The sequence below is a fragment of the Bacillus sp. C1 genome (assembly GCF_054570475.1).
The window spans coordinates 64941-87400 of sequence record NZ_JBTMZT010000013.1; the positions used below are offsets into that span (position 1 = coordinate 64941).

A 22460-nucleotide genomic window follows, 5' to 3' on the forward strand; every position below is an offset into this window, starting at 1 on the left:
GCGTCAATGAGCAAAGTGAAAACAAAATATCAAGTATCCCCCATCTTTGTTTTCTTCTTAATTCATGGTGCACAATTTGGCGTTGGGGTACTTGGATTCGCACGTATAATCGCTAAAATAGCAGGTTATGATGCCTGGATTAGTATTCTGATAACGAGTCTAGTCATCCATATCCTTATTTGGATGATGTATTATATTTTACGAGAGAACCAAGGCACTATCCTTGATATACACAAAGAGGTTTTTGGGAAATGGATTGGTAACACACTTAACATCGTATTTATCCTTTACTTTTTAATCGTGAGTATTTCTGTTATTCGAACATACGTTGAAATTATTCAAGTTTGGATGTTTCCTACAGCATCTACGTGGATGCTTACCTCTGTTCTATGCTTATTGAGTTATTACATTATTTCATCTGGGTTCCGTGTACTAACTGGAATCTGTGTTATCTCCATTGCTGGGACGATCAGCTATATTGTTCTCAGCTTCTTTATTATGCGTTACGCTCATTTTGACAATTTACTGCCTATATTTTCTCATTCATTTACAGACATTTTAAAAGCATCCAAGCTTGCCGTTTACAGTATGGCCGGATTTGAAATTATTCTGATGATTTATCCATTTATAAAAAACCCAGAACAATCACATAAATATGCCCAATATGGCGCATTATTTTCTCACTTTCTCTATTTATTTAGTACCATTTTAGCATTTTCATTCTTTAGTGAACAACAGTTATCCAAAACCATTTGGTCGCAACTTTCGATGACCCAAGTTATTAAACTCCCTTTTATTGAAAGGTTAGAATACATTGCAATTTGCGGGTATGCTCTTGTTATTATTGTGAACTTTATTCTTCCTCTATGGACTGCAACGAGAGGAACATATGAAATTTTTCACATTAAGCAAAGAAAAATTTTAATCTTTTTTATGGCCGTGACGCTCATTGTTTCACAATATTTAACAAACAGGCATGATATTAACGATTTTATTGGCTACACTTCCAAAGGTAGTTTTTGGATTGTATATATGTACATCCCAATCTTATTTCTTATTGTGTGGGTGAGGAAAAAATGGAAAAATGCAAACGTAAAATAATACTTCTTTCTTTCCTTTGTGTTCTTGTTTTAACAGGTTGCTTACCAAAAAGCATTATTGATGATATAAATTTAATTCAAGGAGCTGTTTATGATACATCTGAAAACGATAAAAATAAAATAAAAGTCACTTTCGTTAGTCCAATACAGCAAAAAGGAAGCAAAGTACAAGTGTTTGAAGGCACCGGAAATGCTGTTAAGCAAGTAAAATTTGAAACTGCTTTAGAATCACCTCAACCATTCGCAAACGGACAAATACGCGTTGCTTTATTTACTACGAAACTTGCCAAAAGAGGAATATCTTCAACCTTTGATACATTAAGTCGGGATGTCAGTATCGGTAACTCCTTGTATGTTGGGTTATTAGAAGGAAGGGGATTAGAGCTAGCCCAGGGAAAATATTCAAATTCGTATACCGTTGCCATCTATATAAAAAAACTGTTAGAACATAATATGGAGACTGGTCCGTTACCGACTAATAATTTATATTTAAGTACATTTCGTTACTACCGTATAGGGCAAGATTCTTATTTGCCCATCCTAAAAAAAGATAAAGACAAAATAAAGATTACTGGTGTTGGGCTATTTAAACAAGATATATACGTTGGAAAAGTTGAACCACAAAATATGTTTGTGTTCAAAGGATTATTAGAAAAACATCGATTAGATTCACATGAGTTTAAAACAAATTCTGGATATACAGTGATTAACAACATTCGTTCTACCCCTACCTATCATGTAACAATAAAAAACGGAAAACCCTCTTTTCTTATTACAGTAAAGATCGATGCACGTATCCAAGAGTTGTCTAAAAACATTAATTTAGAAAGTAAAAAGAACACAGAAAAAATAGCAAGAAACGTTGAGAAACAGTTACATGCTAGTGCCACAAAACTCATTAAAAAATTCAAATCTTTACATGTTGATCCACTCGGACTTGGAGCTAAATATAGGCAACATTATCGACCATTCAAATTAAAAGAATGGGAAGAAATGTATAAAGATGTTCCTATTACAGTAAAGTATAACGTTAATATTACGAACTCTGGTTTAATCGAGTAAATCTACACATACTTCCTCAAAATGTAAAATAATGATTGAACTCCTCTTTTTAACGTGATACAACGGAAAGAGGAGTTTTTTGATCACATTCATATTTACGGGGGAGCTTATGTCTAAAAAGTTAATAAAGCCTATCTTAAATGGTATTTTATTTCTCGGGGTCTTTTTATTTGCTCATACATACTTAAAAAATGCTTCTTTTGCACGATATTTACTCGTTGTCGTGCCGATGCTACTTGTTGGGATATTTGGAATCGATTTTATTTTATCACTCTTAATTAAGAAAGAAGAGTAGGAAAGAACATCTTATTTCCTAATAGGATGTTCTTGTTAATAAACTATCTCCTTATGTTACAATGAAACTCGGCACAAAACGAGAAAGGATGAAACAACATGACAAACGAAAAAGGTTTAGATAAAGGTTACGAGCTTGTTGCAAAAATGCACGAGGTATTTGGACATCCCGTTACAGATGTACCAACAAAATTAACAGAAGAGCGTGCAAAAATCCGTGCAAGCTTTATGCAAGAAGAACTAGAAGAGTTTTTAGAAGCAACTACTTTAGAAGATCAATACGACGCTTTAATTGACCTTATTTATTTTGCGTTTGGAACATTTGCAGAGATGGGCGTACGACCTGATAAAGGATTCGAAATCGTAAACAATGCAAATATGGCAAAACTATTCCCTGATGGAAAACCACGCTTCCGTGAAGGTGACGGAAAAATTTTAAAACCAGAAGGCTGGCAAGCACCAGAACCACAACTGCGCGCTGAAATTGAACGTCAACGTCAAGAAGCGTTAGCGAAGTCTGGAAAGTGATCTAAATACTATTTGTAAAAAATCCCTCCCACACTTATCATTTTGTTAAGCGGGTCAGTCTGTTATAGCAACACACTGATTGATTTGAAAGAGAGCTTGTTGAGAAACAGGAGCTAGGGGGGCTCTTGTTTTTTTGTCGTTTTTTGCTGGTTAGTCGATATCCTTTGTCGAATCGCTGATATATTTTAATTTGCGTCGATATATGATGAAAAACGATCGATATATTTGAAAAATCGTCGATAAAATTTTATTCACCACTTCATACAAACATACATCGTCAAATTACCATGTTTCTTTTTTATAATTTTGTAGCCTTTCCCTTTCCACATAGCCTGTTGAAAAAGAGCTCCCTCTATGAAGGGAGCTCTCTTTCTTATTTCTTCTTCTTTTCTACCGGTTGGCTTTGTTTAGCAAAATTAGATGAGTCATCAAAATTTGGTTGTTTTTTACCCGCATTGTTACTTCTACCTTTTCCCATATGTAAGCACCTCCTCATTCTTACTATTCCCAAATAAAAAATCCCCTTGCACACAAGAGAATTTTTTATGTTTTTTATTTAATCGATTCATACCCTGCCGCTGTCCCTGTAGTACCTTCAGCGCTACTAGCTCTTCCATACAATATTTACTGTCCTTGACCGTGGTGATGTACTTGTTGCGGATGATGGCCATGCTGACCGTGGTGATGTACTTGGTGCGGATGGTGGCCATGCTGGCCGTGGTGATGTACTTGGTGCGGATGGTGGCCATGTTGACCATGGTGATGCATTTGTTGCGGATGATGGCCATGCTGACCGTGGTGATGCATTTGTTGCGGATGATGGCCATGCTGACCGTGGTGATGCATTTGTTGCGGATGATGGCCATGCTGACCGTGGTGATGCACTTGTTGCGGATGATGGCCATGCTGACCGTGGTGATGCATTTGTTGCGGATGGTGGCCATGCTGACCGTGGTGATGTACTTGGTGCGGATGGTGGCCATGCTGACCGTGGTGATGTACTTGGTGCGGATGGTGGCCATGCTGGCCGTGATGATGTACGTGATAGCCATGAACAGCTTGCGGATACACTCCTACTCCACCAGCTCCTGATATAGGAAATCCTGTTTGCACACCTCCTACAAATGCTGGAAATGGCGTTGGCGCTCCTACCGGTACTCCTCCTTGGCCTCCTCCTACAAATGCTGGAAATGGCGTTGGTCCTCCTACCGGCACTCCTCCTTGAGCTCCTCCTACAAATGCTGGAAATGTAGTTGGTGCTCCTATCGGCACTCCTCCTTGAGCTCCTCCTACAAAAGAAGGAATTCCCGTTTGCGCTCCAGCTACAGCTGTCGGAAAACCGCCATATCCTTGCTGACCAAATCCACCTGGCAACATCGCCTGGCCACTCTCTTCCCCTATCATAAAACCATGCGGGGCGTTATTATCTATACCCTTCATTTCTTTCACCTCTTCTTCACAATTTCATCTACCTTTTTATCATATTTCGTGTATAGATATAGGTGTTTGTCTATACGTGAATTCCGCTCTTTTTCAGTTGTCTCTAAAAAAAGCAGCCCCTAAAAAGGGCTGCTTCTTCATTAATTTGCAACGATATTAACAAGTTTTCCAGGAACAACAATTACTTTACGAACTGTTTTCCCTTCAATTTGTTCTTTTACTGCTTCAAGAGCAAGTTGTTCCATTTCTTCTTTTGATGCGTCTTTTTTCGTTTTCAGTTTCGCACGAACTTTACCTAGCACTTGAACAACGATTTCCACTTCATCTTCTACAAGTTTAGACTCATCAAATGTTGGCCAGCTTGCATATGTGATTGTGTCACTGTGTCCAAGCTTGTTCCAAAGTTCTTCCCCAAGGTGAGGTGCAACTGGTGCAATCATTTTCACGAAACCTTCTACATATTCTTTCGGTAATGTTTCTGCTTTATATGCATCGTTAATGAACATCATCATTTGAGAAATTGCAGTGTTAAAGCGAAGCTCTGCATAGTCTTCTGTTACTTTCTTCACTGTTTGATGGTATGCTTTTTCAAGTTCTTTATTTGGTGCATCTGTAATTTTCTCACTTAGCTCACCGTTATCTTGAACGAATAGGCGCCATACGCGATCTAAGAAGCGACGTGCTCCATCAAGTCCATTTTCAGACCAAGCGATTGAAGCATCTAATGGTCCCATGAACATTTCGTAAAGACGAAGTGTATCTGCACCGTGACTTGCTACGATATCATCAGGGTTTACAACGTTACCTTTTGATTTACTCATTTTCTCGTTGTTTTCACCTAAGATCATACCTTGGTTAAATAATTGTTGGAATGGCTCTTTCGTTGGAACCACACCGATATCATATAATACTTTATGCCAGAAACGAGCATATAGTAAGTGAAGTACAGCGTGCTCTGCTCCGCCGATATAAATATCAACTGGAAGCCATTGTTTTACTTTTTCAGGATCAACAAGTGCTTCGCTGTTGTTTGGATCCATATAGCGCAAGTAGTACCAGCAGCTACCAGCCCATTGCGGCATTGTATTTGTTTCACGACGACCTTTTTTACCAGTCTCAGGGTCTACAACGTTTACCCACTCTTCAATGTTTGCAAGTGGTGATTCCCCTGTACCAGATGGGCGAATATTTTCTGTTTTCGGAAGAACTAATGGTAATTCTTCTTGTTTCACAGCTGTCATTGTGCCATCTTCCCAATGGATAACTGGAATTGGCTCACCCCAATAACGTTGACGGCTGAATAACCAGTCACGAAGACGGTATGTTACTTTTTGATTTCCTGCACTTGTTACTTCAAGCCATTCAATCATTTTCGTAATTGCTTCTTCTTTATTTAGGCCATCAAGGAATGCTGAATTTACGTGCGCACCATCACCAGTATGCGCTTCTTTTGTAATGTCTCCGCCTTCTACAACTTCTTTCATAGGAAGATCGAAGTTGCTCGCAAACTCATAGTCACGCTCATCGTGAGCTGGAACTGCCATTACAGCACCTGTTCCGTAAGTTGCTAGTACATAATCAGCAATCCAAATTGGTAATTTCTCACCGTTTACTGGGTTAATCGCATAAGCACCAGTGAATACGCCTGTTTTTTCTTTCGCAAGTTCTGTACGCTCTAAATCACTTTTCGTTTTTACAGAATCAATGTATGCTTCCACTGCTTCTTTTTGATCAGCAGTTGTAATTTCTGCAACAAGCGCATGCTCTGGAGCAAGTACGCAGTAAGTTGCACCAAATAGTGTATCAGGACGTGTTGTAAAGATTGTGAATTTCTTATCTGTACCATCGATGTTAAAGTGTACTTCTGCACCTTCAGAACGACCGATCCAGTTACGCTGCATATCTTTTAAGCTTTCTGGCCAATCCAGCTCATCTAAATCTTCAAGCAAACGATCTGCATATGCAGTAATTTTTAACATCCATTGTTTCATTGGACGACGCTCAACAGGATGCCCGCCGCGCTCACTCTTACCGTCGATTACTTCTTCGTTCGCAAGTACTGTACCAAGTGCTGGGCACCAGTTTACCGGGATTTCATCTACGTAAGCTAATCCTTTTTCAAATAGCTGTAAGAAGATCCACTGTGTCCATTTATAGTAGTTTGGATCTGTTGTATTTACTTCACGGTCCCAGTCATAAGAGAAACCAAGTGCTTTAATTTGATTGCGGAACGTGTTAATGTTTTTCTCTGTAAATTCAGCTGGGCTGTTTCCAGTATCAAGAGCGTATTGCTCAGCTGGAAGACCGAATGCATCCCACCCCATTGGATGAAGAACATTGTAACCTTGAGCACGTTTCATACGAGATAAAATATCTGTTGCTGTATATCCTTCTGGATGTCCTACGTGTAGCCCAGCTCCTGACGGATACGGGAACATATCTAATGCATAAAATTTTGGTTTTTCTGTTTCATCTGGCGTACGGAATGTTTTATTTTCTTCCCAATACGCTTGCCACTTTTTCTCAATTTCTTGATGATTAAAGCTCATAAAATATCCTCCATTCAAGTTATATTTATTTTCACCGCCTAAAATACAAAAAACCTCTCATCCCTAGAAAGGGACGAGAGGTTATAGATTCCCGCGGTACCACCCTAAATTAATGTACTAAAGGATGTTCAAAGCATCCGATAAAGATCGCTTTTGAACAAGCACTAACATATACATTCGCTTAGATCCGTAACGTGGATAGACGGCAATTGCTACTTTGATTCACAACCGCAACTCAAAGGCGAGTTCATAACGAAATATGGATTGACTTGCACCAACCGTCAACTCTCTAAACCATTTTCTATTACTACTACTCCTTTTCACTGTTATTACACATATGAGTTAATTAAATATATTCTAAAACATGTTACATGTTCCGTCAAACTAAACTGCGATTTTTTCTTCTACTGCTTCTTCAACTTTGACTCGTTTGTCATACATACTCGTTGCTATAAGCGCTATTACAAGCATTACCATGATTGCAATAAACAATACTTCCATATTGTATAAGTCAACAATTGCCCCGCCAACAACTGGTCCAAACATTTTTCCAACAGTCGCTGCACTATTTACAACACCTTGATAAAAACCGAGCTTATCATTTGGTGCAAGGATGTTTGCAATTGTTGGAACAGCTGGCCATACGAATAGTTCACCAATTGTTAATGTCACCATTGCGACAAGAAACATCGTAAATTGCTGCGCTTGACTCAGTACGATAAATGACACCGCAAAAATACCGATTCCGATCATAATTTGTTGTTTTAAAGAACGCTTCATCGCGCGAATGATCATACTTACGAGTGGCTGCGCACAAACAATCATCGCCCCGTTTATCGTCCATAATAAACTATAATGACGAAGACTAATGTTTAATTCTTGCATATGTGTTGCAATCGCTCCTTGCCACTGTACATATGTAACCCAGCATAAAGCGTATGCTACACATACGATAAGAAGCGCCTTAAATCCTGGTGTAAGCGACCACCCTTTTTTCGTTTCGACTTCTTTTTGTAAACTTTGCTCCTTTTTGTCTTCCATACCACGGAATCCGATAAAAGCAATTAAGAAGAAAATAAAGTATAAAATAAAGTTTGCTAAGAAAATATAATCAAAACGATAAGAAGCAACTAAACCACCGCATGCTGTTCCAACTGCAATCCCGACATTTTGACCAACATACATCGCATTAAACGCTCTTCTCCCGCCTTCAGGCCAAACCGTACCAACCATCGCATACATCGATGGAAAGACCATACCAGAGCCAAATCCAATTAATGCAAGCCAAACAACATAAAGTGGCCAACCGTGGAAAAATACAAGACCTAAAATCGATACTAGTGTAATGACAATTCCTACTAAAATTGATTTATATCCGCCCCATTTATCAAATAAAACACCGCCGAGTAAATTACCAATTACACCAGTAAGCGAGTTAATCATCAACACCATTCCCGCCACAGATAGAGACTTACCTAAATGATCATGTAAATAAATCGTATTAAAAGGCCATAAAAAAGAAGCACCCGTGACATTAATAATCATCCCAGCTACTAATAACCATACTTTTCTTGGCATAGTTTCCCCTCCTATTCTGTTTTTTTCGTTCTATACTATAACAGTACGATTGTAGTCGTTTTTAAATAGGAAGGCAACTGATTAATAGTTGGTGAAATTCAGATAATAGTGTATTAAAAGAAATCCGCCTCTATGTAGAGAGACGGATTTCTTCAAGCTGTTGAGAAAGGGAACTGCTACAAAATTATAAAGTGAAACATGGTGAGCTGACGAGGTTTGTTCATATAAAATGGTAAATGAAATTTTATCAGCGATTTTCCAAATATATCAACCGTTTCTCACAATATATCAACGCAAATTTGAATATATCAGCGATTCGACAAAAGATATCGACCAACCAACAAAAAACGACAAAAAACAGGAGTCCCCTAGCTTCTGTTTCCAAATAAACTGAAGAAATCCGCCTCTACGTAGAGAGACGGATTTCTTTTTAACGTTTTTTCTTTTCTTTTTTATAATCTATATAAACCAAAACAGCTACAACAATAAAGCTTATGCTAATAATCCGGAAGATCATCTCTAAACTGATCCATTTTGCTAAAATTCCTAATACAAATGAACTAATCCCAACACCAACATCAAAACTTGAAAAGAAAGTTGCATTTGCCGCTCCGCTTTTTTCTGCACTAACTTTTTGCACCGCCCACGTTTGTAAACATGGCATAATCGTTCCGTAACCTGCACCAAATAAAATCGCTGCAATAATGAGATATACATTATTCGTCGCATACGATAGCATAACAAGCGATAAAAAACCTAATATTGCTGAGATAATAATAATCGACCAAGGCCCTTTTTTGTCATACCATTTTCCTGTATAGGGACGTAGTAAAGTTGAAACAATTGCATTAACTAGAAAGAATAAAAAGATGTGATCTAATCCTTTTTGTTTTCCAAAAAGGACTAAAAAAGTGAGAACCGCTCCAAAACCAAGTGTTGTAATAACTGCTAGTAACGCTTGAAACCATACTTCTTTTTCAAAAATCATCTCAAAAAAGCGAAATGGTTGTTTCTCACGCTTTACAGGAGTAGAAACATGAACATATAAAAGCATAATCGTTGCTAGTAAACTAAGCGTTACTGACGACCAAATTACAATCTTAAAAGAAAAAGCATTGTAGATAAAAATCCCTATACTTGACGCAATAATAGCTCCAACCGTTGTAGAAACGGAGAAATACCCCATTCCTTCTCCTAATCGCTTATTAGGAATTAAATCTACTGCTATTGTGCTATTGGCTGTTGTTGATACGCCCCATGCAGCGCCGTGAAAAATCCGCACAAATAAAAACAGCCATACAATATTAACGAACGGATATATACATGTAATGCCGAGTAAAGCTACACTTGCACCAATCGCTAGGCTTTTCCCTTTATTATCGATTAAATAGTATCCTACCAATGGTCTAATGAATACCGCACCTATTGTAAATAATGTTGTCACTAAACCTACTTGAACAGAAGATGCATCCATACTTATTAAATAAGCTGGCAAAATAGGTAGTATCATCTCAAACCCGATAAATACAAAAAAATTACTTATAAATAAACAAATAAATGATCGATTCAATATTTTTTGATTTTCCATATCGTGATTCCTCGCTTCTAAATTGTATTTAACTTAGAAGCGCCCAGATCACCGAAACGTTTTTCAATTGTCTTAGTCTTTTAGCCAATTGAATCACCCTCTCTCGTTCACATTTTAATCTATATCTAAATATCCTTTTAATTAAAAATAAGAATCCTACATTAAAAATAACACTTTTAATATAGGATTCTACTCTATATCATCATTCTTGGCAACTGCCTTTCGTATCATTTCCACAAAGTTGGAATCGTTCCCTTATAAAAGATTATCCAACTTCTTTTTTCCGTTTTGCACTTTCTTTAGAGCTCCATTTAAATATTTTGTCCAATAGAGAATATATTCTCGCAGATTCCTTCGTTAGTAAAGGACCTAACGATGCTAATAGTAAAACATATAGGGCTGAGAATGGTTTAATTGTTGCCATTAAGCCACCAGCTATCCCAATATTAGCGACAATAATGGAGAATTCTCCGCGCGATACAAGAGTTAACCCGATATTCGTAGAAGCCTTATGTGATAACCCTGCTTTACGTCCAGCAATCATTCCGGCTGTAAAGTTACCGATGATTGTTATCAAAACTGCTCCTAAAGTGAGCCACACAGCTCCACCTAATGAAAAAGGATCTATACTTAAACCGAAGCTGAAGAAGAATATAGCTCCAAAGAAATCACGAAACGGAACGACAAGATGTTCAATACGGTCACTATGCTCTGTTTCAGAAAAGACAAGTCCTAATAATAAAGCGCCAATTGCTTCAGCAACATGGATTGTTTCTGAAAATCCAGCTACAAAGAATAAAATAGCGAATATTACAATAATAAAGATTTCATTCGATGAAATATCTAACACTTTATTCAAGAACGGTGTAGCTTTTCTAGCAATCACAAAGAATAACAACATGTATCCTAATGCAATGAAAACAGATGTCAGAGCTCCTACAAACGAAGTCGCACCTCCGAGCACTAAACCTGAAACGACAGATAAATATACCGCTAAAAAGATATCATCAAACATAATGATTCCTAAAATTAGCTCTGTTTCTTTATTACCTGTTCTTCTTAAATCAACAATTACTTTCGCTACAATTGCACTTGATGAGATTGTAATAATCCCGGCGATAATTAATGTTTCTAATAGCGGAAAACCCATTACATATCCATAAAGTAAACCTAATGTGAAATTAAGTGATATGTGAATCGTGCCTCCAATGGCGATTGATTTTCCTGATTTAATTAATTTTTTCATTGAGAATTCTAACCCTAAATAAAACAGGAGGAATATGACACCAATACGACCAAGGAAAGCAATGACTTCTCCACTTTCAATGAACCTTAAGTCTATAATTCCTAAGTCTGGGGCATGTGGTCCCACTAACATACCGAGGATAATGAGAAACGGGATAATTGAGAACTTGAGCCTCGCAGCAAGGATAGCCGCAAACGCCACTAATACTAACGCAGTTCCAACTTCAAAAATTAAAGTATCCATTGACTACGAATCACCTCCTGCTGAAAGTAACTCCTTAATGATTCTTTTCACTTCATGCCGTTCTCCTGATAATACCAACATATCGCCTGCATCAATCAGAGAATCTGAACCTGGATTGAAAAATCTCTTCATATTCTTCTTCAAAATAGCAATGACCGTTACGTTATACGTTTTCCGAATCGCCAAGCTACCAATGGTTTGCTGAACCGCTGGCGCACCATTCTCCACTTTAAACCACTCAATCGATAAGCCTTCAAAAGCCATTTCAATCGTATCTAGAGCTTGCGGTCTATACACCATTCCGCCTAGTATGGCAGCGATTTGCCTCGCTTCAGAGTCACGAAGAGAAATGCTTGAAATACTTTCTTCATGATCCGTATCAAAATGATACATTTCCCTTCGCCCATCATCATGAATCACGATAACCATTTTTTCATTACCTTTTGTTATGACTTCAAATTTACATCCGATACCCGGAAGTTCGCTTTCTCTAATGTTCATATTCATGCCTCCTAAAAAATTTTTAGTTAAGGCTCTTCCCATTTACAAATCTACATCAATTTCTGTTTTGAACTTTTCATCTTTTGAGATTCCTAAATACTTTAACGTTTCTGACGGCGTCGCATGATGAAAATGTTTTTGAAGAAGCGCAATCGCTATTCCTCTTTTATACGCATGGAATCCAAATGTTTTTCGCATTGAGTTCGTTCCAATCTTACCAGGGATTCCAATCGCTTCGGCCGCACGATGAATCACACGATAAGCCTGTTGGCGCGTAATTGGATTTTTTGTTTTATTAGATTGAAATACGTAGTTCCCTTTTTCTACAACAGTCGATTGTACGTAACCCGAAAGCGCTTCTTTTACTTTTGTATTTAAATAAATATCTTGTTTAAATTTTTCATCTTTCACAGGAAGAGAGTAAAAATCTGTAACAGTTCCATCTTCATTTAATACATCTTCGAATTTCATACTTAATAGTTCTGTAATTTTCAAGCCCGTATTAATTCCAATAACAAATAAAAGATAATCTCGCTCTGAATGCTCTTTTAAATATGTTTTCATAGCCTGAATTTGATTTATATCTGTTAACGCCTCTACACATTCCATACATGTATTCTCCTCATCTTATGATCGGTAAATTTTCTAATTATCTTGTTCATTTTACCTTATCATGCTAGAAGATTTCCATGCATTATCCATTATTGAATTTTTCAAGCTACATAACTGGAGCAACATACTTTAATATCCCGAAAAATTCTGGATATTTATGATTTGGAAATTTACTATTATAAAAATAAGTTGCAACTAGAAAAATAATGAGCGATAACGATGAAAACAGTAAAACATCTTTCGATCTCAGCAGTACCCCTATTACTTCACGTAAAGATCCTTCTTCTTTATGCAAGTAGAATTTCTCCTTTCGTTTCGCTATCTTTTCAATTCCCACCTCCTTACACCATAACTTTATGTTACTTAATTATATAATATACTATAATTAAGTAACATAACAAGTGTTTTTGGTTATTTTTCTGAAAACACCTACCAGTTTCCATTAAAAACAAAATAAAAAATACCGAGCACCCTCTGCTCGGTATTTCCTATTTCTTAGTCCTCTTTTGGAAGAACGATGCCTTTATATAATTGAACTGTAATGAGGTAGTAAATCGCATAAATGACTATGAAAATTAAAATCGGAAGCCAAATACGGAAATACGGATCAATTAAAATAAATCCGAAAATATTCATACCAACTAATACGTGAACAATACCCACAATTGCTGGGAATAGGAACACTAAGAATAATTCTTTATAGATGGACTTTGTTAATAATTCACGGCGAACACCAATTTTACGAAGCATTTGGTAACGCGTAATATCGCTTGATGCACCAGAAAGAATTTTAAACATTAAACAGCTTGCCATCATTGCTAAGAACGCAATTCCTAAGAAGAAGCCCATAAATACTGTTCCACTAGCAATGCCGTAAAATCCAGTATACAGTTGGTTCTTACTTTGTAAGGAACCTTCTTTTACATCTTTATATTTACCTAACTGCAACTCGTCAATTTTTTTCCATTCTTTTTTATATGTTAAGAAATCATCTACTTTTCCAAGTAATGCAACACCCTCTTTTCCTTGCAAACCATCATACATTTTTTGATCTACAATTTTAATCGTTCGCTCAGGGTGTACATAAAATGGTTCAATCGTTTTGAATGCATCCTCCCATTCTTTTGGAATGACATGATCCGATTTTTCTTGAGCGAAGCTAGAAATGGCACCTACTGGTAGTTCGCCAGAAGCTCGTTTCACTTTACCGATATCTTTCATTCCTTTCACATTTTGTAAATCTTGTACGAAAGGACGATTTTTCTCTAAATCTTCTTTTACATAATATACATATTTATCATCTGCTTTGTAACGATATTCACTTTTCTCTTTAAATGTAATACCATCTAAAATTTTCTTTTCTTCAGCTGTTGGATTATGAATTGCAACATCATAAATTGCAAAACCATCGACAGTAAGCATCACGTTATTTTTAAATGCCATCCCGCCAGAAATCGCTCCTGCTCCAAGCGCAACTAACATCGCTACTGTAGCAAGTACTTTTGTTAAACTATTAATACGGAAGTTTAATTGTGCAAATGTAAAGGCATTAAGTCCTTTTTCAGTACGTTTTTTATTACTCTTAAGCTTTTGAATAATAAGCGGTAAGAACGTTCCAAATAACATGTAAGTACCAGACGTTACGGTAATTAATGCAATAATAATTCCCATTTGCTGCAATTTATCCATATAAACCATAGAAGCATAGCCAATTGCAAGTAGAATAATGCCAATGACTGCGAATATAACAGTCTTTATTCCGCCCCTAGAAACACGGTCTGTTTTGGAATCCGCATGTACAAGTTGCAACACTGTAATACGTGATAATTTAATACTATTCATAATTGCTGATAAAACAAATAGTACGAAGAAGAAAATACATGTAACAAGCATAGATGGAACATAAAATGCTTGGTAACCACCTGCAGTAAATTCAAGCTGCTGCATCAGTAATTTACCGATTCCTTGTGCTAACCCGACACCAACTGCAATACCAACTATAAGAGATGTCGCACCTAACACAATTGTTTCAATAAACATAAGCGTTGTAACTTTATGTTTTTTTGCTCCTAACATCATATACATACCGAACTCTTTTTGACGAAGTGATAGCAAGAAAGAGTTTGCATATAAAATATAGAAGAATGTAATGATAGCTAACAGTACCGCACCGGCATGGAAGACAAATTGAATACTGCTGATAACAGAATTTGCTTCAATAAACGCTTTATTTAATGCTAATGTTTGGAACATGTAAAAGATGGAAATTGACATGACAAGACCAACAAGTAAGACGATGTAATCTTTCAACTTACTTTTTAGTCCTGACATAGAAAGCTTAAATAACATGGTTGTCCCTCCTTTCTTATGCTTTTTGTGTACCTAAGTCTGCTAATACGTCTAAAATTTCTTTATAGAACACTTCACGCGTACCAGTGCGGTGAATTTCTTTATATAATTCACCATCTTGAATGAATAAAATACGTCGGCAGTAACTCGCACTAAACGGATCGTGTGTAACCATCATGATAGAGACGCCTTGCTCTTCATTTAAGTTTGTCATTGCGTCCAGTAAACTCGTTGCATTTTTAGAATCAAGCGCTCCTGTTGGCTCATCTCCTAAAATAATCGCTGGTTCATGAACAAGCGCACGCGCTGCTGCTGAACGCTGTTTTTGTCCACCAGATACTTCAGATGGGTACTTTTGAAGGATTTCTGAAATTCCTAACATTCCCGCTACCTTTTCCACTTTTGGCCCAATCTTTCGTGATGGAACACCTTGCAATGAAAGTGGTAATGCAATGTTTTCATAAATTGATAGGTTTTCTAATAGGTTAAAGTCTTGAAAGATGAACCCTAATTTTTGAGAGCGAAAATCGGAAAGCTCTCCTTGCTTCATTTTCGTAATATCCGTACCTGCAATTTCAACAACACCACCCGTTGCTTTATCTAATGTTGAAATTACATTTAATAATGTTGTTTTCCCTGAACCAGACGGTCCCATGATTCCAACAAATTCACCCTCTTGAATGGAGAAAGATACACCTTTTAATGCGTGTGATTGGCTTTCGCCTTTTTTACCGTATACTTTTTGAACGTTTTTTACGTCTACAACTGGTCTGCTCATATATATCCTCCTATAGTTGTTTTTCTTTCTCTATTTTGTTCCTTTTCACATTCATCTGCCATTGTTTTACATGACATTTACCTTACATTTTTGTAATATATAAATCCAATTTGATTTTCTAACAGATACATTATGGTTATGAAGAACAGACAAAGACCTTCACTCATTTTCTCCTTCTGTTTTCACATGGAATGGGGGTAAAAAAGGCACTGACCGCTTCTATCCATGGCTCGATCCTCTCATCCATCTAAAATGAATGGTTTGATGTTCGTTTTTTAATTTGTATTTATATATAAAGAAAACCAGGTCACATCGCGACCTGGCTTACTCTGATTGTTTTGATTTTTGCGGTTGCCCTTTTTTACGATTACGCTGTTTTGCTTGTGCAACCGGATCGAGCTCATTTGAAAACTCAGCGTTATGTCCATTTTGTGTTTTTTGTTCTGGATTATTTTGATCTGAACGTTTCGCCACTTTCATTCACTCCTTCTTAGTGCGGTGTAACAATCATTTGATGCTGCAATTGACGAACAGCCATACGTGCACGGTTTAACTGCTCACGCTGTTCATCATTCGCATGTTGCTGCATAATCTGTAAGTCATTATAGGCTTGTTCTAATTGTAACTGCGCATCAGAATACTCCATTGTATTGTAATGCTCTTGTCTACTTCCGATATCTAATTGCTCTTTTGCATATTCGATTGCTTGCTCTGCTTGCGTAATATATGCTTCAAGTGATTGACGCTCTGCCATTTTGTAAGCCTCCTTGCCTTTCATTCCCCTTTAGTGTGTCCCTTCCATATCGACCTTATGAGTATGTTATAATGAATTTTGTTTCATTTTAGGCTTTAGGAGGGACATAGTAATGAAGGTTCAAAACCCTTTTCCATATACAAATGACAATAAACGTTACCATACGTGGAACTATCACTTACGAAAAGAGTTCGGCGAGAAAATCTTTAAAGTTTCATTAGATGCTGGATTCGACTGTCCAAACCGTGATGGTACAGTCGCATATGGCGGTTGTACATTTTGCAGCGCTGCTGGTTCTGGTGACTTTGCTGGCGACCGCCGCGATGATGTTGTAACGCAGTATCATGAAATGAAAGAAAAAATGCATTCGAAATGGAAAGACGGAAAGTGTATCGCTTATTTTCAAGCATATACAAATACACATGCTCCAGTAGAAGTATTAAAAGAAAAATTCGAACCGCTTTTAGCTGAAAAAGACGTTGTCGGTCTTTCCATCGCAACTCGTCCAGATTGCTTACCTGACGACGTCGTCGAGTATTTAGCAGATTTAAATAAAAGAACATATCTTTGGGTGGAGCTTGGATTACAAACGGTTCATGAACGCACCGCAAACCTAATTAACCGTGCCCATGACTATCCATCATATGTAGAAGGCGTAAATAAACTTCGTAAACATGGCATTAAAGTATGTTCTCATATTATTAACGGTCTTCCGCTTGAAGATTATGACATGATGATGGAAACAGCACGTGAAGTTGCAAAACTTGATGTGCAAGGCATTAAAATCCATTTGCTTCATTTATTAAAAGGAACGCCAATGGTGAAGCAGTATGAAAAAGGACAATTACAGTTCCTTTCTCTTAAAGATTACGTCAGTCTTGTTGTTGACCAACTTGAAATGATTCCAGCAGAAATGATTGTGCACCGCATTACAGGTGACGGCCCACCAGAATTAATGATTGGTCCAATGTGGAGCTTAAATAAATGGGAAGTATTAAATTCCATCGATGCGGAATTTGTCCGCCGCGGAAGCTGGCAAGGAAAATATGCAACCGAGGTGAAACCAGTATGAAATTAGAACGTGTATTACCGTTTGCACGCACATTGCTCAAAACCGCTGTTACAGAAGGCGATTACGCTATAGATGCAACGCTCGGCAACGGTCATGATACTTGCTTTTTAGCAGAAATCGTTGGCAAGACTGGAAAAGTATTCGGCTTTGATATTCAGCAAGAAGCAATTGAAAATTCAGCGATTCGTTTAAAAGAAAAAGGATTCGAAGAACAAACGATTCTTGTTCATGACAGCCACGATACTTTATTATCTATCTTACCAGAAGAAGCAACAGGGAAAGTAACCGGTGCCATTTTCAACTTAGGTTATCTTCCTGGTGGTGACAAACATATCGTTACAAAGCCAAACTCAACAATAGCTGCCATCGAACAACTATTAGAAGTCATGGCACCAGAAGGCATCATCGTCCTTGTTATTTATCACGGACATCCAGAAGGACAAGTAGAGCGTGATGCTGTTTTAGATTTTGCTGAAAAACTTGATCAAAAACAAGCTCACGTCCTTCGTTACGGATTTATTAATCAACAAAATAATCCGCCATTTATTGTGGCAATTGAAAAGCGCTGAATATATCGGCGCTTTTTCCAATATATCGATTGTAACTCCAAATATATCAGCGATTCGACATAGGATATCGACCTATCGAAAAAATACGATAAAAAAAGACTTGTATTTTATTTCGTGCACGTCTTTTTTACTGTCCCAAAAACGAAAAATACCATATAATGGATATGAAGGGAGGAAAGTATTTTGCTGCTAGAACTAAAGAATATCCAAAAGAAATACAAGAAACAACTCATACTCGAAAACATTGATTTATCAATTCCAAAAGGACAAGCAGTTGCCATTATCGGTGGTAATGGTACTGGAAAAAGCACATTACTCAAAATCATTGCTGGATTTCTTGCACCAACGACAGGCAGGGTCCAGAAAGCTTCAAATATGAAAATCGGATATGTACCAGAGCATTTTCCTGAAGGCATTCGTTTTACACTCGAAGATTATTTATATCATCTTGGTCGCATTCACGGTCTATCGAAAAAACACTTACAAATAAAAATCCCTTCCCTTCTAGAAACTTTTCATTTAAGTCATGCCGCTCATTCCGTTATCAAAAATTTTTCAAAAGGAATGAAACAAAAAACAGGTATTATGCAGGCACTCCTTAGTGAGGTCGATCTATTAATTTTAGACGAACCACTTTCTGGTCTTGATCCAAAGTCCCAACAAGAACTTGAACATATACTCCTTACATTAAAAGAACAAGGACTTACTATTCTCTTCACCTGTCATGAAAAACAGCTATTAGAAAGCTTTGCTGACCGCATTGTAACATTAGCGAATCATACGATTACAGCGGATAAACTTTTAACATCTAATGCAATCCAAGCAGAACACATTTACATAGAAGCAACAGTCCCGCATACATTTTCCGTCTCAACATTACAGAAACAATCTGGCTACATCCAAGTTACCTATCATGAAAACTTGATTCAATTACATATTGAAAAAATGTATACAAATGACATACTTCACTATTTATTACAGCACAATGCCTTCATTACATTACTGCAACCTAAAACTATAAATCACAAGGAGAATCGTCATGATTGCGCTCATTCGTTACAACTTTCTTGATTATACAAAGTCTTACAAATATGTTCCGCCCATCGCAATGTATATCGTCAGTTTACTGTTTGTATATGCCTACAAACCAAACCCAATTGTGGCAACGTATTTAGAAACAGCTCTTACGCTCTACTTACTTTCAGCTTGGATTACGATTACATTGTTTCATACAGAAAATCCTGTCCAAGAACAAATTACCCTTTCTCATACGAAAAATAGTACAACTTTATACTTTAGTAAATATGTAACAGCACTTCTTATTTGCATTGTTTTATCTTTAATCTCTGTTACATATCCTATTGCTTTTCAAATGTTTAAAGAAAACATGACTGCTGAACGATTTATTACAGGGCTTCTTGCTCACTTTTCGTTATCTATACTAGGGATTTCCATCGCAACATTATTTACACGAAATATCATTCAAAAAGCGAGTACCTCTTGGCTTAGTCTTTCATTTATCTTACTCATTACAATCGCATCTGTTCGTCTCAAAAAAGACATGCCAGAACTATTATGGGTTTTCCCGCCTATCGACAGTTTTATGATGCTCGGGCAATATGAACATCATTTCCTTGTTCACACCCTCTTGTTTACTGTGTGGGCACTTATATATTCATTAGTATTAGTGAGCTTATTCCTTTATCTTGTGCAAAAAAGAAGGAACATGTAGACAGGAACAAGAATTTTTAAATGGAGATTACAAACTTAGGGGGATATACAACAATGATTGGAATATTAGCAGGAATGGGACCAAAATCAACCGGACCATTCGTTGATACAGTAGTTGAACAATGCCAAAACATATACGGCGCAAAGCACGATATGGATTTCCCACATATGATGATTTATTCTTGCCCAACGCCGTTTTATATGAATAGACCTGTTGACCATAACGATATGGAACAGGCTATTATACATGGTGCACAAAAACTTGAAAGTACAGGTGTCAAGTTCATTGCGATGCCTTGTAATACAGCTCATTTATATTTTGATGAGTTACAACATTCCGTTTCAATCCCTATTTTAAATATGGTAGATGAGACGCTAAAAGAAATACCAAATGGCACAAAAACAGTCGCCCTCTTCGCAACCGATGCGACTGTTCAATCTAGCATATACCAAAATGGAATTGCAGAGCGCGGTATGGACTATATACATAAAGACAACTGGCAAAGGGATACGACTCAAATGATCTCGAAAATAAAAGAAGGAAACATAAGTGAAGCAAGTGAACTATGGCGTACACTTTGCACCGAGTTAGCTGAAGTAGTCGATGCCGTTATTATAGCTTGTACAGATTTAAATGTTGTATCAGGAGCGAATCCACATAATCTTTACTTTGTGGATTCATCTACTTGTTTGGCTAAAGCTACGGTGAACAAATATTTATCCTCTCAAAAAAGATAGAAAGAGCATTTCATGAAAGTAGAAAAAGGAAATGAAGAACTGATTCACTCTACACAACGGTATATACAGCGTTGTTCCTTTTTCTTATAATATTGTTCGACCTAAAAGACGTGCAACAAACGCACGTCTTTTTTTGTATGCCTCCGAAAACTTTTTTCGCAATCCTTTCAAAATAAGCATTCGATTTATACAAGATAGGACGGGGGATTTTAAGTATGCCGCTGCTTGGTTTATCAGTTCTAATCATTTTCATCATTGAATTTACATTATATCCGTTCGCTAAAATAAAAAAACAAAAAATATAAACAATGGATTTATTTTTTCAACTTTTATAATATGCAAAAATGCATACACTTTATAGTTGAAAATAATTCTCACTGTAACTATAATAGTTACAGTGAGGTTGATAGAATTTACTATATCAACGACATTTAATTACATAAGGAATGGAGACGTTATAAATATGAAAAAACTTATTTTAGCTGGAGCATTAGGAATTGCAGCACTTGCAGGGACAAATTTGCCAGGATTAGAGGCCCAAAAAGCTAGTGCGGCTTCTATTGAATCAAATATATCTACAATCGAAGGTCGTGTAGTTGATTTTAGCGGAAATGCTATTTATATAGAATCTACACAATTTGATAGTCCACTTAGAGTCGAGGTAGATTTTAGACCAAATGTAAAATTAGGAGATCAAGTAAAAGCAACTGGTGCAATGATGAGAAGTTTTTCTGAATATATGCTTGCAACGTCTGTTGAAAAAGTACAGGATAATACAACGTTACAACCAGGGTTTTATGAGAAAGAAAATCATGCACCTGATTTTGTAATCGGACATATTACAAAAGTAGATAAAGAATATTATGAAACAGATGAACCAATAGATTATGTCATTGTCACAGCTCCTAATAAATATGGTAAGGATGATATTGTAATTGTGGATTTAACACAAGGCCAAAAATTCAATGTAGGTGATATGGTAAAAGTAGATTTTCATAGTGGATCTGAATTCCATAGACCGACGAAAACAACTTATGACCATATCGAAAAAATTAGCGATTCAAAAACTTCAGCTGCCCTTGATGATCAATGGATTTGGTCTTAATAAAAAACCTGAACTGTCCCTGATAACATGGACAGTTCAGGTTTTTTAAATATATTTTACAAAATATCACGAGTAATCCTCTTTAATATCCTATTCAATACCTGTCCACAACAATATAGCACTACGAGTATCATCATAATGGAAATAATCATTTTCAGCATTGCATATGGAATATAATCTACAATCCAAATTCGACCGTAATATATAAAAAGAAAAGCAACGAAAATTGCTACAATATAAGAAATCATAATACCTATTAATTGTGTAATCGTTAGTTTTGTATACGTCTCTTTAATCTCTTTTCTACGCCCCCACAACACATATATAAATACGATTATCGACAAAATGGAGAATATATTTCCTATACTCAACTTTCGTTTTTCTCCTCTTTTTTGTTATTCATTAGAAAGATAATATCTCCAATAATAATTATCCCTATAACAGTTTGTACTATATAATCCATTGTGACCGGGCCACCTGCTCTATTTAGCATTGTATACATGCCAAGCAGGAATGAAACAGAAAGACATACTAACAAAATAATTTCAACATGCTCATACAAATAGTTGAAGAAATGTTTCATCGTTATCCCTCCTTTGTATATATTTTACCATATATATCCA

The 22460-nt window shown here is 36.7% G+C and carries 24 protein-coding genes and 1 other annotated feature; of the genes, 10 read left to right on the top strand and 14 right to left on the bottom strand.

The genetic code is table 11. The features are described from left to right. The first annotated feature begins 6 nt into the window (after nucleotides 1-6). From ACX5JI_RS22690 to ACX5JI_RS22705, 4 genes are all read left to right on the top strand, one after another. Nucleotides 7-1101, top strand: a complete 1095-nt coding sequence (locus ACX5JI_RS22690; RefSeq protein ID WP_459503280.1) for a spore germination protein — start codon at nucleotides 7-9, stop codon at nucleotides 1099-1101. Continuing rightward, nucleotides 1077-2162: a Ger(x)C family spore germination protein gene (locus tag ACX5JI_RS22695; protein ID WP_459503281.1), complete on the top strand. Its 1086-nt coding sequence runs from the start codon at nucleotides 1077-1079 to the stop codon at nucleotides 2160-2162. Before ACX5JI_RS22690 ends, ACX5JI_RS22695 begins: the two co-directional genes overlap by 25 nt. 109 nt (nucleotides 2163-2271) lie before the next feature. Continuing rightward, entirely contained in the window at nucleotides 2272-2457 is a 186-nt protein-coding gene (locus ACX5JI_RS22700) for a hypothetical protein (protein WP_459503282.1), read from the top strand. A gap of 98 nt (nucleotides 2458-2555) precedes the next feature. After that, complete coding sequence (locus ACX5JI_RS22705) at nucleotides 2556-2984, top strand: pyrophosphohydrolase domain-containing protein (RefSeq protein WP_459503283.1); 429 nt, start codon at nucleotides 2556-2558, stop codon at nucleotides 2982-2984. Between the two features lie 624 nt (nucleotides 2985-3608). Here the strand turns inward: ACX5JI_RS22705 and ACX5JI_RS22710 are convergent. The 12 genes from ACX5JI_RS22710 to ACX5JI_RS22765 all read right to left on the bottom strand — a co-directional run bounded on the left by ACX5JI_RS22710 (nucleotide 3609) and on the right by ACX5JI_RS22765 (nucleotide 16622). Continuing rightward, nucleotides 3609-4424: a hypothetical protein gene (locus ACX5JI_RS22710; RefSeq protein WP_459503284.1), complete on the bottom strand. Its 816-nt coding sequence runs from the start codon at nucleotides 4422-4424 to the stop codon at nucleotides 3609-3611. 140 nt (nucleotides 4425-4564) lie between these two features. Beyond that, nucleotides 4565-6973: a leucine--tRNA ligase gene (leuS, locus tag ACX5JI_RS22715; RefSeq protein WP_459503285.1), complete on the bottom strand. Its 2409-nt coding sequence runs from the start codon at nucleotides 6971-6973 to the stop codon at nucleotides 4565-4567. 66 nt (nucleotides 6974-7039) lie between these two features. Further along, nucleotides 7040-7306 (bottom strand) — a binding site (T-box leader). A 51-nt stretch (nucleotides 7307-7357) separates the two neighbouring features. Continuing rightward, nucleotides 7358-8551, bottom strand: a complete 1194-nt coding sequence (locus ACX5JI_RS22720; protein WP_459503286.1) for an MDR family MFS transporter — start codon at nucleotides 8549-8551, stop codon at nucleotides 7358-7360. Between the two features lie 430 nt (nucleotides 8552-8981). Beyond that, on the bottom strand, nucleotides 8982-10139 hold the full coding sequence (locus ACX5JI_RS22725) for an MFS transporter (RefSeq protein WP_459503287.1): 1158 nt from the start codon (nucleotides 10137-10139) through the stop codon (nucleotides 8982-8984). A 265-nt stretch (nucleotides 10140-10404) separates the two neighbouring features. Continuing rightward, the gene (locus ACX5JI_RS22730) at nucleotides 10405-11628 is read right to left on the bottom strand and encodes a cation:proton antiporter (protein ID WP_459503288.1); all 1224 of its coding nucleotides are present in this window, start codon (nucleotides 11626-11628) and stop codon (nucleotides 10405-10407) included. Between the two features lie 3 nt (nucleotides 11629-11631). Beyond that, nucleotides 11632-12129: a cation:proton antiporter regulatory subunit gene (locus ACX5JI_RS22735; protein WP_459503289.1), complete on the bottom strand. Its 498-nt coding sequence runs from the start codon at nucleotides 12127-12129 to the stop codon at nucleotides 11632-11634. Between the two features lie 42 nt (nucleotides 12130-12171). Continuing rightward, nucleotides 12172-12738, bottom strand: coding sequence for a tyrosine-type recombinase/integrase (locus ACX5JI_RS22740; RefSeq protein WP_459503290.1), 567 nt, complete (start codon nucleotides 12736-12738; stop codon nucleotides 12172-12174). A gap of 109 nt (nucleotides 12739-12847) precedes the next feature. Then, nucleotides 12848-13036: a hypothetical protein gene (locus tag ACX5JI_RS22745; protein ID WP_459503291.1), complete on the bottom strand. Its 189-nt coding sequence runs from the start codon at nucleotides 13034-13036 to the stop codon at nucleotides 12848-12850. Nucleotides 13037-13236: 200 nt separating this feature from the next. After that, nucleotides 13237-15090: an FtsX-like permease family protein gene (locus tag ACX5JI_RS22750; protein ID WP_459503292.1), complete on the bottom strand. Its 1854-nt coding sequence runs from the start codon at nucleotides 15088-15090 to the stop codon at nucleotides 13237-13239. A 16-nt stretch (nucleotides 15091-15106) separates the two neighbouring features. Beyond that, nucleotides 15107-15868, bottom strand: coding sequence for an ABC transporter ATP-binding protein (locus tag ACX5JI_RS22755; protein ID WP_459503293.1), 762 nt, complete (start codon nucleotides 15866-15868; stop codon nucleotides 15107-15109). A gap of 324 nt (nucleotides 15869-16192) precedes the next feature. Then, entirely contained in the window at nucleotides 16193-16342 is a 150-nt protein-coding gene (locus tag ACX5JI_RS22760; protein ID WP_459503294.1) for a glycogen biosynthesis protein GlgD, read from the bottom strand. A gap of 16 nt (nucleotides 16343-16358) precedes the next feature. Further along, the gene (locus tag ACX5JI_RS22765) at nucleotides 16359-16622 is read right to left on the bottom strand and encodes a YtzC family protein (RefSeq protein ID WP_033674322.1); all 264 of its coding nucleotides are present in this window, start codon (nucleotides 16620-16622) and stop codon (nucleotides 16359-16361) included. Between the two features lie 112 nt (nucleotides 16623-16734). On the opposite strand from ACX5JI_RS22765, the gene mnmL reads away from it, so the two are divergent. From mnmL to ACX5JI_RS22795, 6 genes are all read left to right on the top strand, one after another. Next, nucleotides 16735-17694, top strand: a complete 960-nt coding sequence (gene mnmL / locus ACX5JI_RS22770; protein WP_459503295.1) for a tRNA modification radical SAM protein MnmL/YtqA — start codon at nucleotides 16735-16737, stop codon at nucleotides 17692-17694. Further along, nucleotides 17691-18263, top strand: a complete 573-nt coding sequence (mnmM, locus tag ACX5JI_RS22775) for a tRNA 5-(aminomethyl)-2-thiouridylate-methyltransferase MnmM (RefSeq protein WP_459503296.1) — start codon at nucleotides 17691-17693, stop codon at nucleotides 18261-18263. Before mnmL ends, mnmM begins: the two co-directional genes overlap by 4 nt. Nucleotides 18264-18446: 183 nt before the next feature. Continuing rightward, nucleotides 18447-19334, top strand: coding sequence for an ABC transporter ATP-binding protein (locus tag ACX5JI_RS22780; protein ID WP_459503297.1), 888 nt, complete (start codon nucleotides 18447-18449; stop codon nucleotides 19332-19334). Next, complete coding sequence (locus tag ACX5JI_RS22785) at nucleotides 19303-19995, top strand: ABC transporter permease (RefSeq protein WP_459503298.1); 693 nt, start codon at nucleotides 19303-19305, stop codon at nucleotides 19993-19995. The genes ACX5JI_RS22780 and ACX5JI_RS22785 overlap by 32 nt, the downstream gene beginning before the upstream one ends. A 53-nt stretch (nucleotides 19996-20048) precedes the next feature. Continuing rightward, nucleotides 20049-20732, top strand: a complete 684-nt coding sequence (locus ACX5JI_RS22790) for an aspartate/glutamate racemase family protein (protein WP_459503299.1) — start codon at nucleotides 20049-20051, stop codon at nucleotides 20730-20732. A 457-nt stretch (nucleotides 20733-21189) separates the two neighbouring features. Further along, nucleotides 21190-21837 (top strand): hypothetical protein, encoded by a 648-nt coding sequence (locus ACX5JI_RS22795; protein ID WP_459503327.1) that lies wholly within the window; start codon nucleotides 21190-21192, stop codon nucleotides 21835-21837. A gap of 56 nt (nucleotides 21838-21893) precedes the next feature. Here ACX5JI_RS22795 and ACX5JI_RS22800 read toward each other — a convergent pair whose 3' ends face one another. Together ACX5JI_RS22800 and ACX5JI_RS22805 are read right to left on the bottom strand one after the other, a co-directional pair. Continuing rightward, nucleotides 21894-22208 (bottom strand): hypothetical protein, encoded by a 315-nt coding sequence (locus ACX5JI_RS22800; protein WP_459503300.1) that lies wholly within the window; start codon nucleotides 22206-22208, stop codon nucleotides 21894-21896. Further along, nucleotides 22205-22420 (bottom strand): hypothetical protein, encoded by a 216-nt coding sequence (locus ACX5JI_RS22805; RefSeq protein ID WP_459503301.1) that lies wholly within the window; start codon nucleotides 22418-22420, stop codon nucleotides 22205-22207. Before ACX5JI_RS22805 ends, ACX5JI_RS22800 begins: the two co-directional genes overlap by 4 nt. Between the last annotated feature and the right edge of the window lie 40 nt (nucleotides 22421-22460).

What these genes read in the sequence shown, in the direction of transcription:
- ACX5JI_RS22720 (WP_459503286.1), bottom strand. Translation starts at nt 8,551, where the DNA reads ATGCCAAGAAAAGTATGGTTATTAGTAGCTGGGATGATTATTAATGTC.
- ACX5JI_RS22730 (WP_459503288.1), bottom strand. Translation starts at nt 11,628, where the DNA reads ATGGATACTTTAATTTTTGAAGTTGGAACTGCGTTAGTATTAGTGGCG.
- ACX5JI_RS22690 (WP_459503280.1), top strand. Translation starts at nt 7, where the DNA reads ATGAGCAAAGTGAAAACAAAATATCAAGTATCCCCCATCTTTGTTTTC.
- ACX5JI_RS22790 (WP_459503299.1), top strand. Translation starts at nt 20,049, where the DNA reads ATGATTGGAATATTAGCAGGAATGGGACCAAAATCAACCGGACCATTC.
- ACX5JI_RS22750 (WP_459503292.1), bottom strand. Translation starts at nt 15,090, where the DNA reads ATGTTATTTAAGCTTTCTATGTCAGGACTAAAAAGTAAGTTGAAAGAT.
- ACX5JI_RS22785 (WP_459503298.1), top strand. Translation starts at nt 19,303, where the DNA reads ATGATTGCGCTCATTCGTTACAACTTTCTTGATTATACAAAGTCTTAC.
- ACX5JI_RS22725 (WP_459503287.1), bottom strand. Translation starts at nt 10,139, where the DNA reads ATGGAAAATCAAAAAATATTGAATCGATCATTTATTTGTTTATTTATA.
- ACX5JI_RS22765 (WP_033674322.1), bottom strand. Translation starts at nt 16,622, where the DNA reads ATGGCAGAGCGTCAATCACTTGAAGCATATATTACGCAAGCAGAGCAA.
- ACX5JI_RS22695 (WP_459503281.1), top strand. Translation starts at nt 1,077, where the DNA reads ATGGAAAAATGCAAACGTAAAATAATACTTCTTTCTTTCCTTTGTGTT.
- ACX5JI_RS22705 (WP_459503283.1), top strand. Translation starts at nt 2,556, where the DNA reads ATGACAAACGAAAAAGGTTTAGATAAAGGTTACGAGCTTGTTGCAAAA.
- ACX5JI_RS22805 (WP_459503301.1), bottom strand. Translation starts at nt 22,420, where the DNA reads ATGAAACATTTCTTCAACTATTTGTATGAGCATGTTGAAATTATTTTG.
- ACX5JI_RS22740 (WP_459503290.1), bottom strand. Translation starts at nt 12,738, where the DNA reads ATGGAATGTGTAGAGGCGTTAACAGATATAAATCAAATTCAGGCTATG.
- ACX5JI_RS22735 (WP_459503289.1), bottom strand. Translation starts at nt 12,129, where the DNA reads ATGAACATTAGAGAAAGCGAACTTCCGGGTATCGGATGTAAATTTGAA.
- mnmM (WP_459503296.1), top strand. Translation starts at nt 17,691, where the DNA reads ATGAAATTAGAACGTGTATTACCGTTTGCACGCACATTGCTCAAAACC.
- mnmL (WP_459503295.1), top strand. Translation starts at nt 16,735, where the DNA reads ATGAAGGTTCAAAACCCTTTTCCATATACAAATGACAATAAACGTTAC.
- ACX5JI_RS22755 (WP_459503293.1), bottom strand. Translation starts at nt 15,868, where the DNA reads ATGAGCAGACCAGTTGTAGACGTAAAAAACGTTCAAAAAGTATACGGT.
- ACX5JI_RS22700 (WP_459503282.1), top strand. Translation starts at nt 2,272, where the DNA reads ATGTCTAAAAAGTTAATAAAGCCTATCTTAAATGGTATTTTATTTCTC.
- leuS (WP_459503285.1), bottom strand. Translation starts at nt 6,973, where the DNA reads ATGAGCTTTAATCATCAAGAAATTGAGAAAAAGTGGCAAGCGTATTGG.
- ACX5JI_RS22710 (WP_459503284.1), bottom strand. Translation starts at nt 4,424, where the DNA reads ATGAAGGGTATAGATAATAACGCCCCGCATGGTTTTATGATAGGGGAA.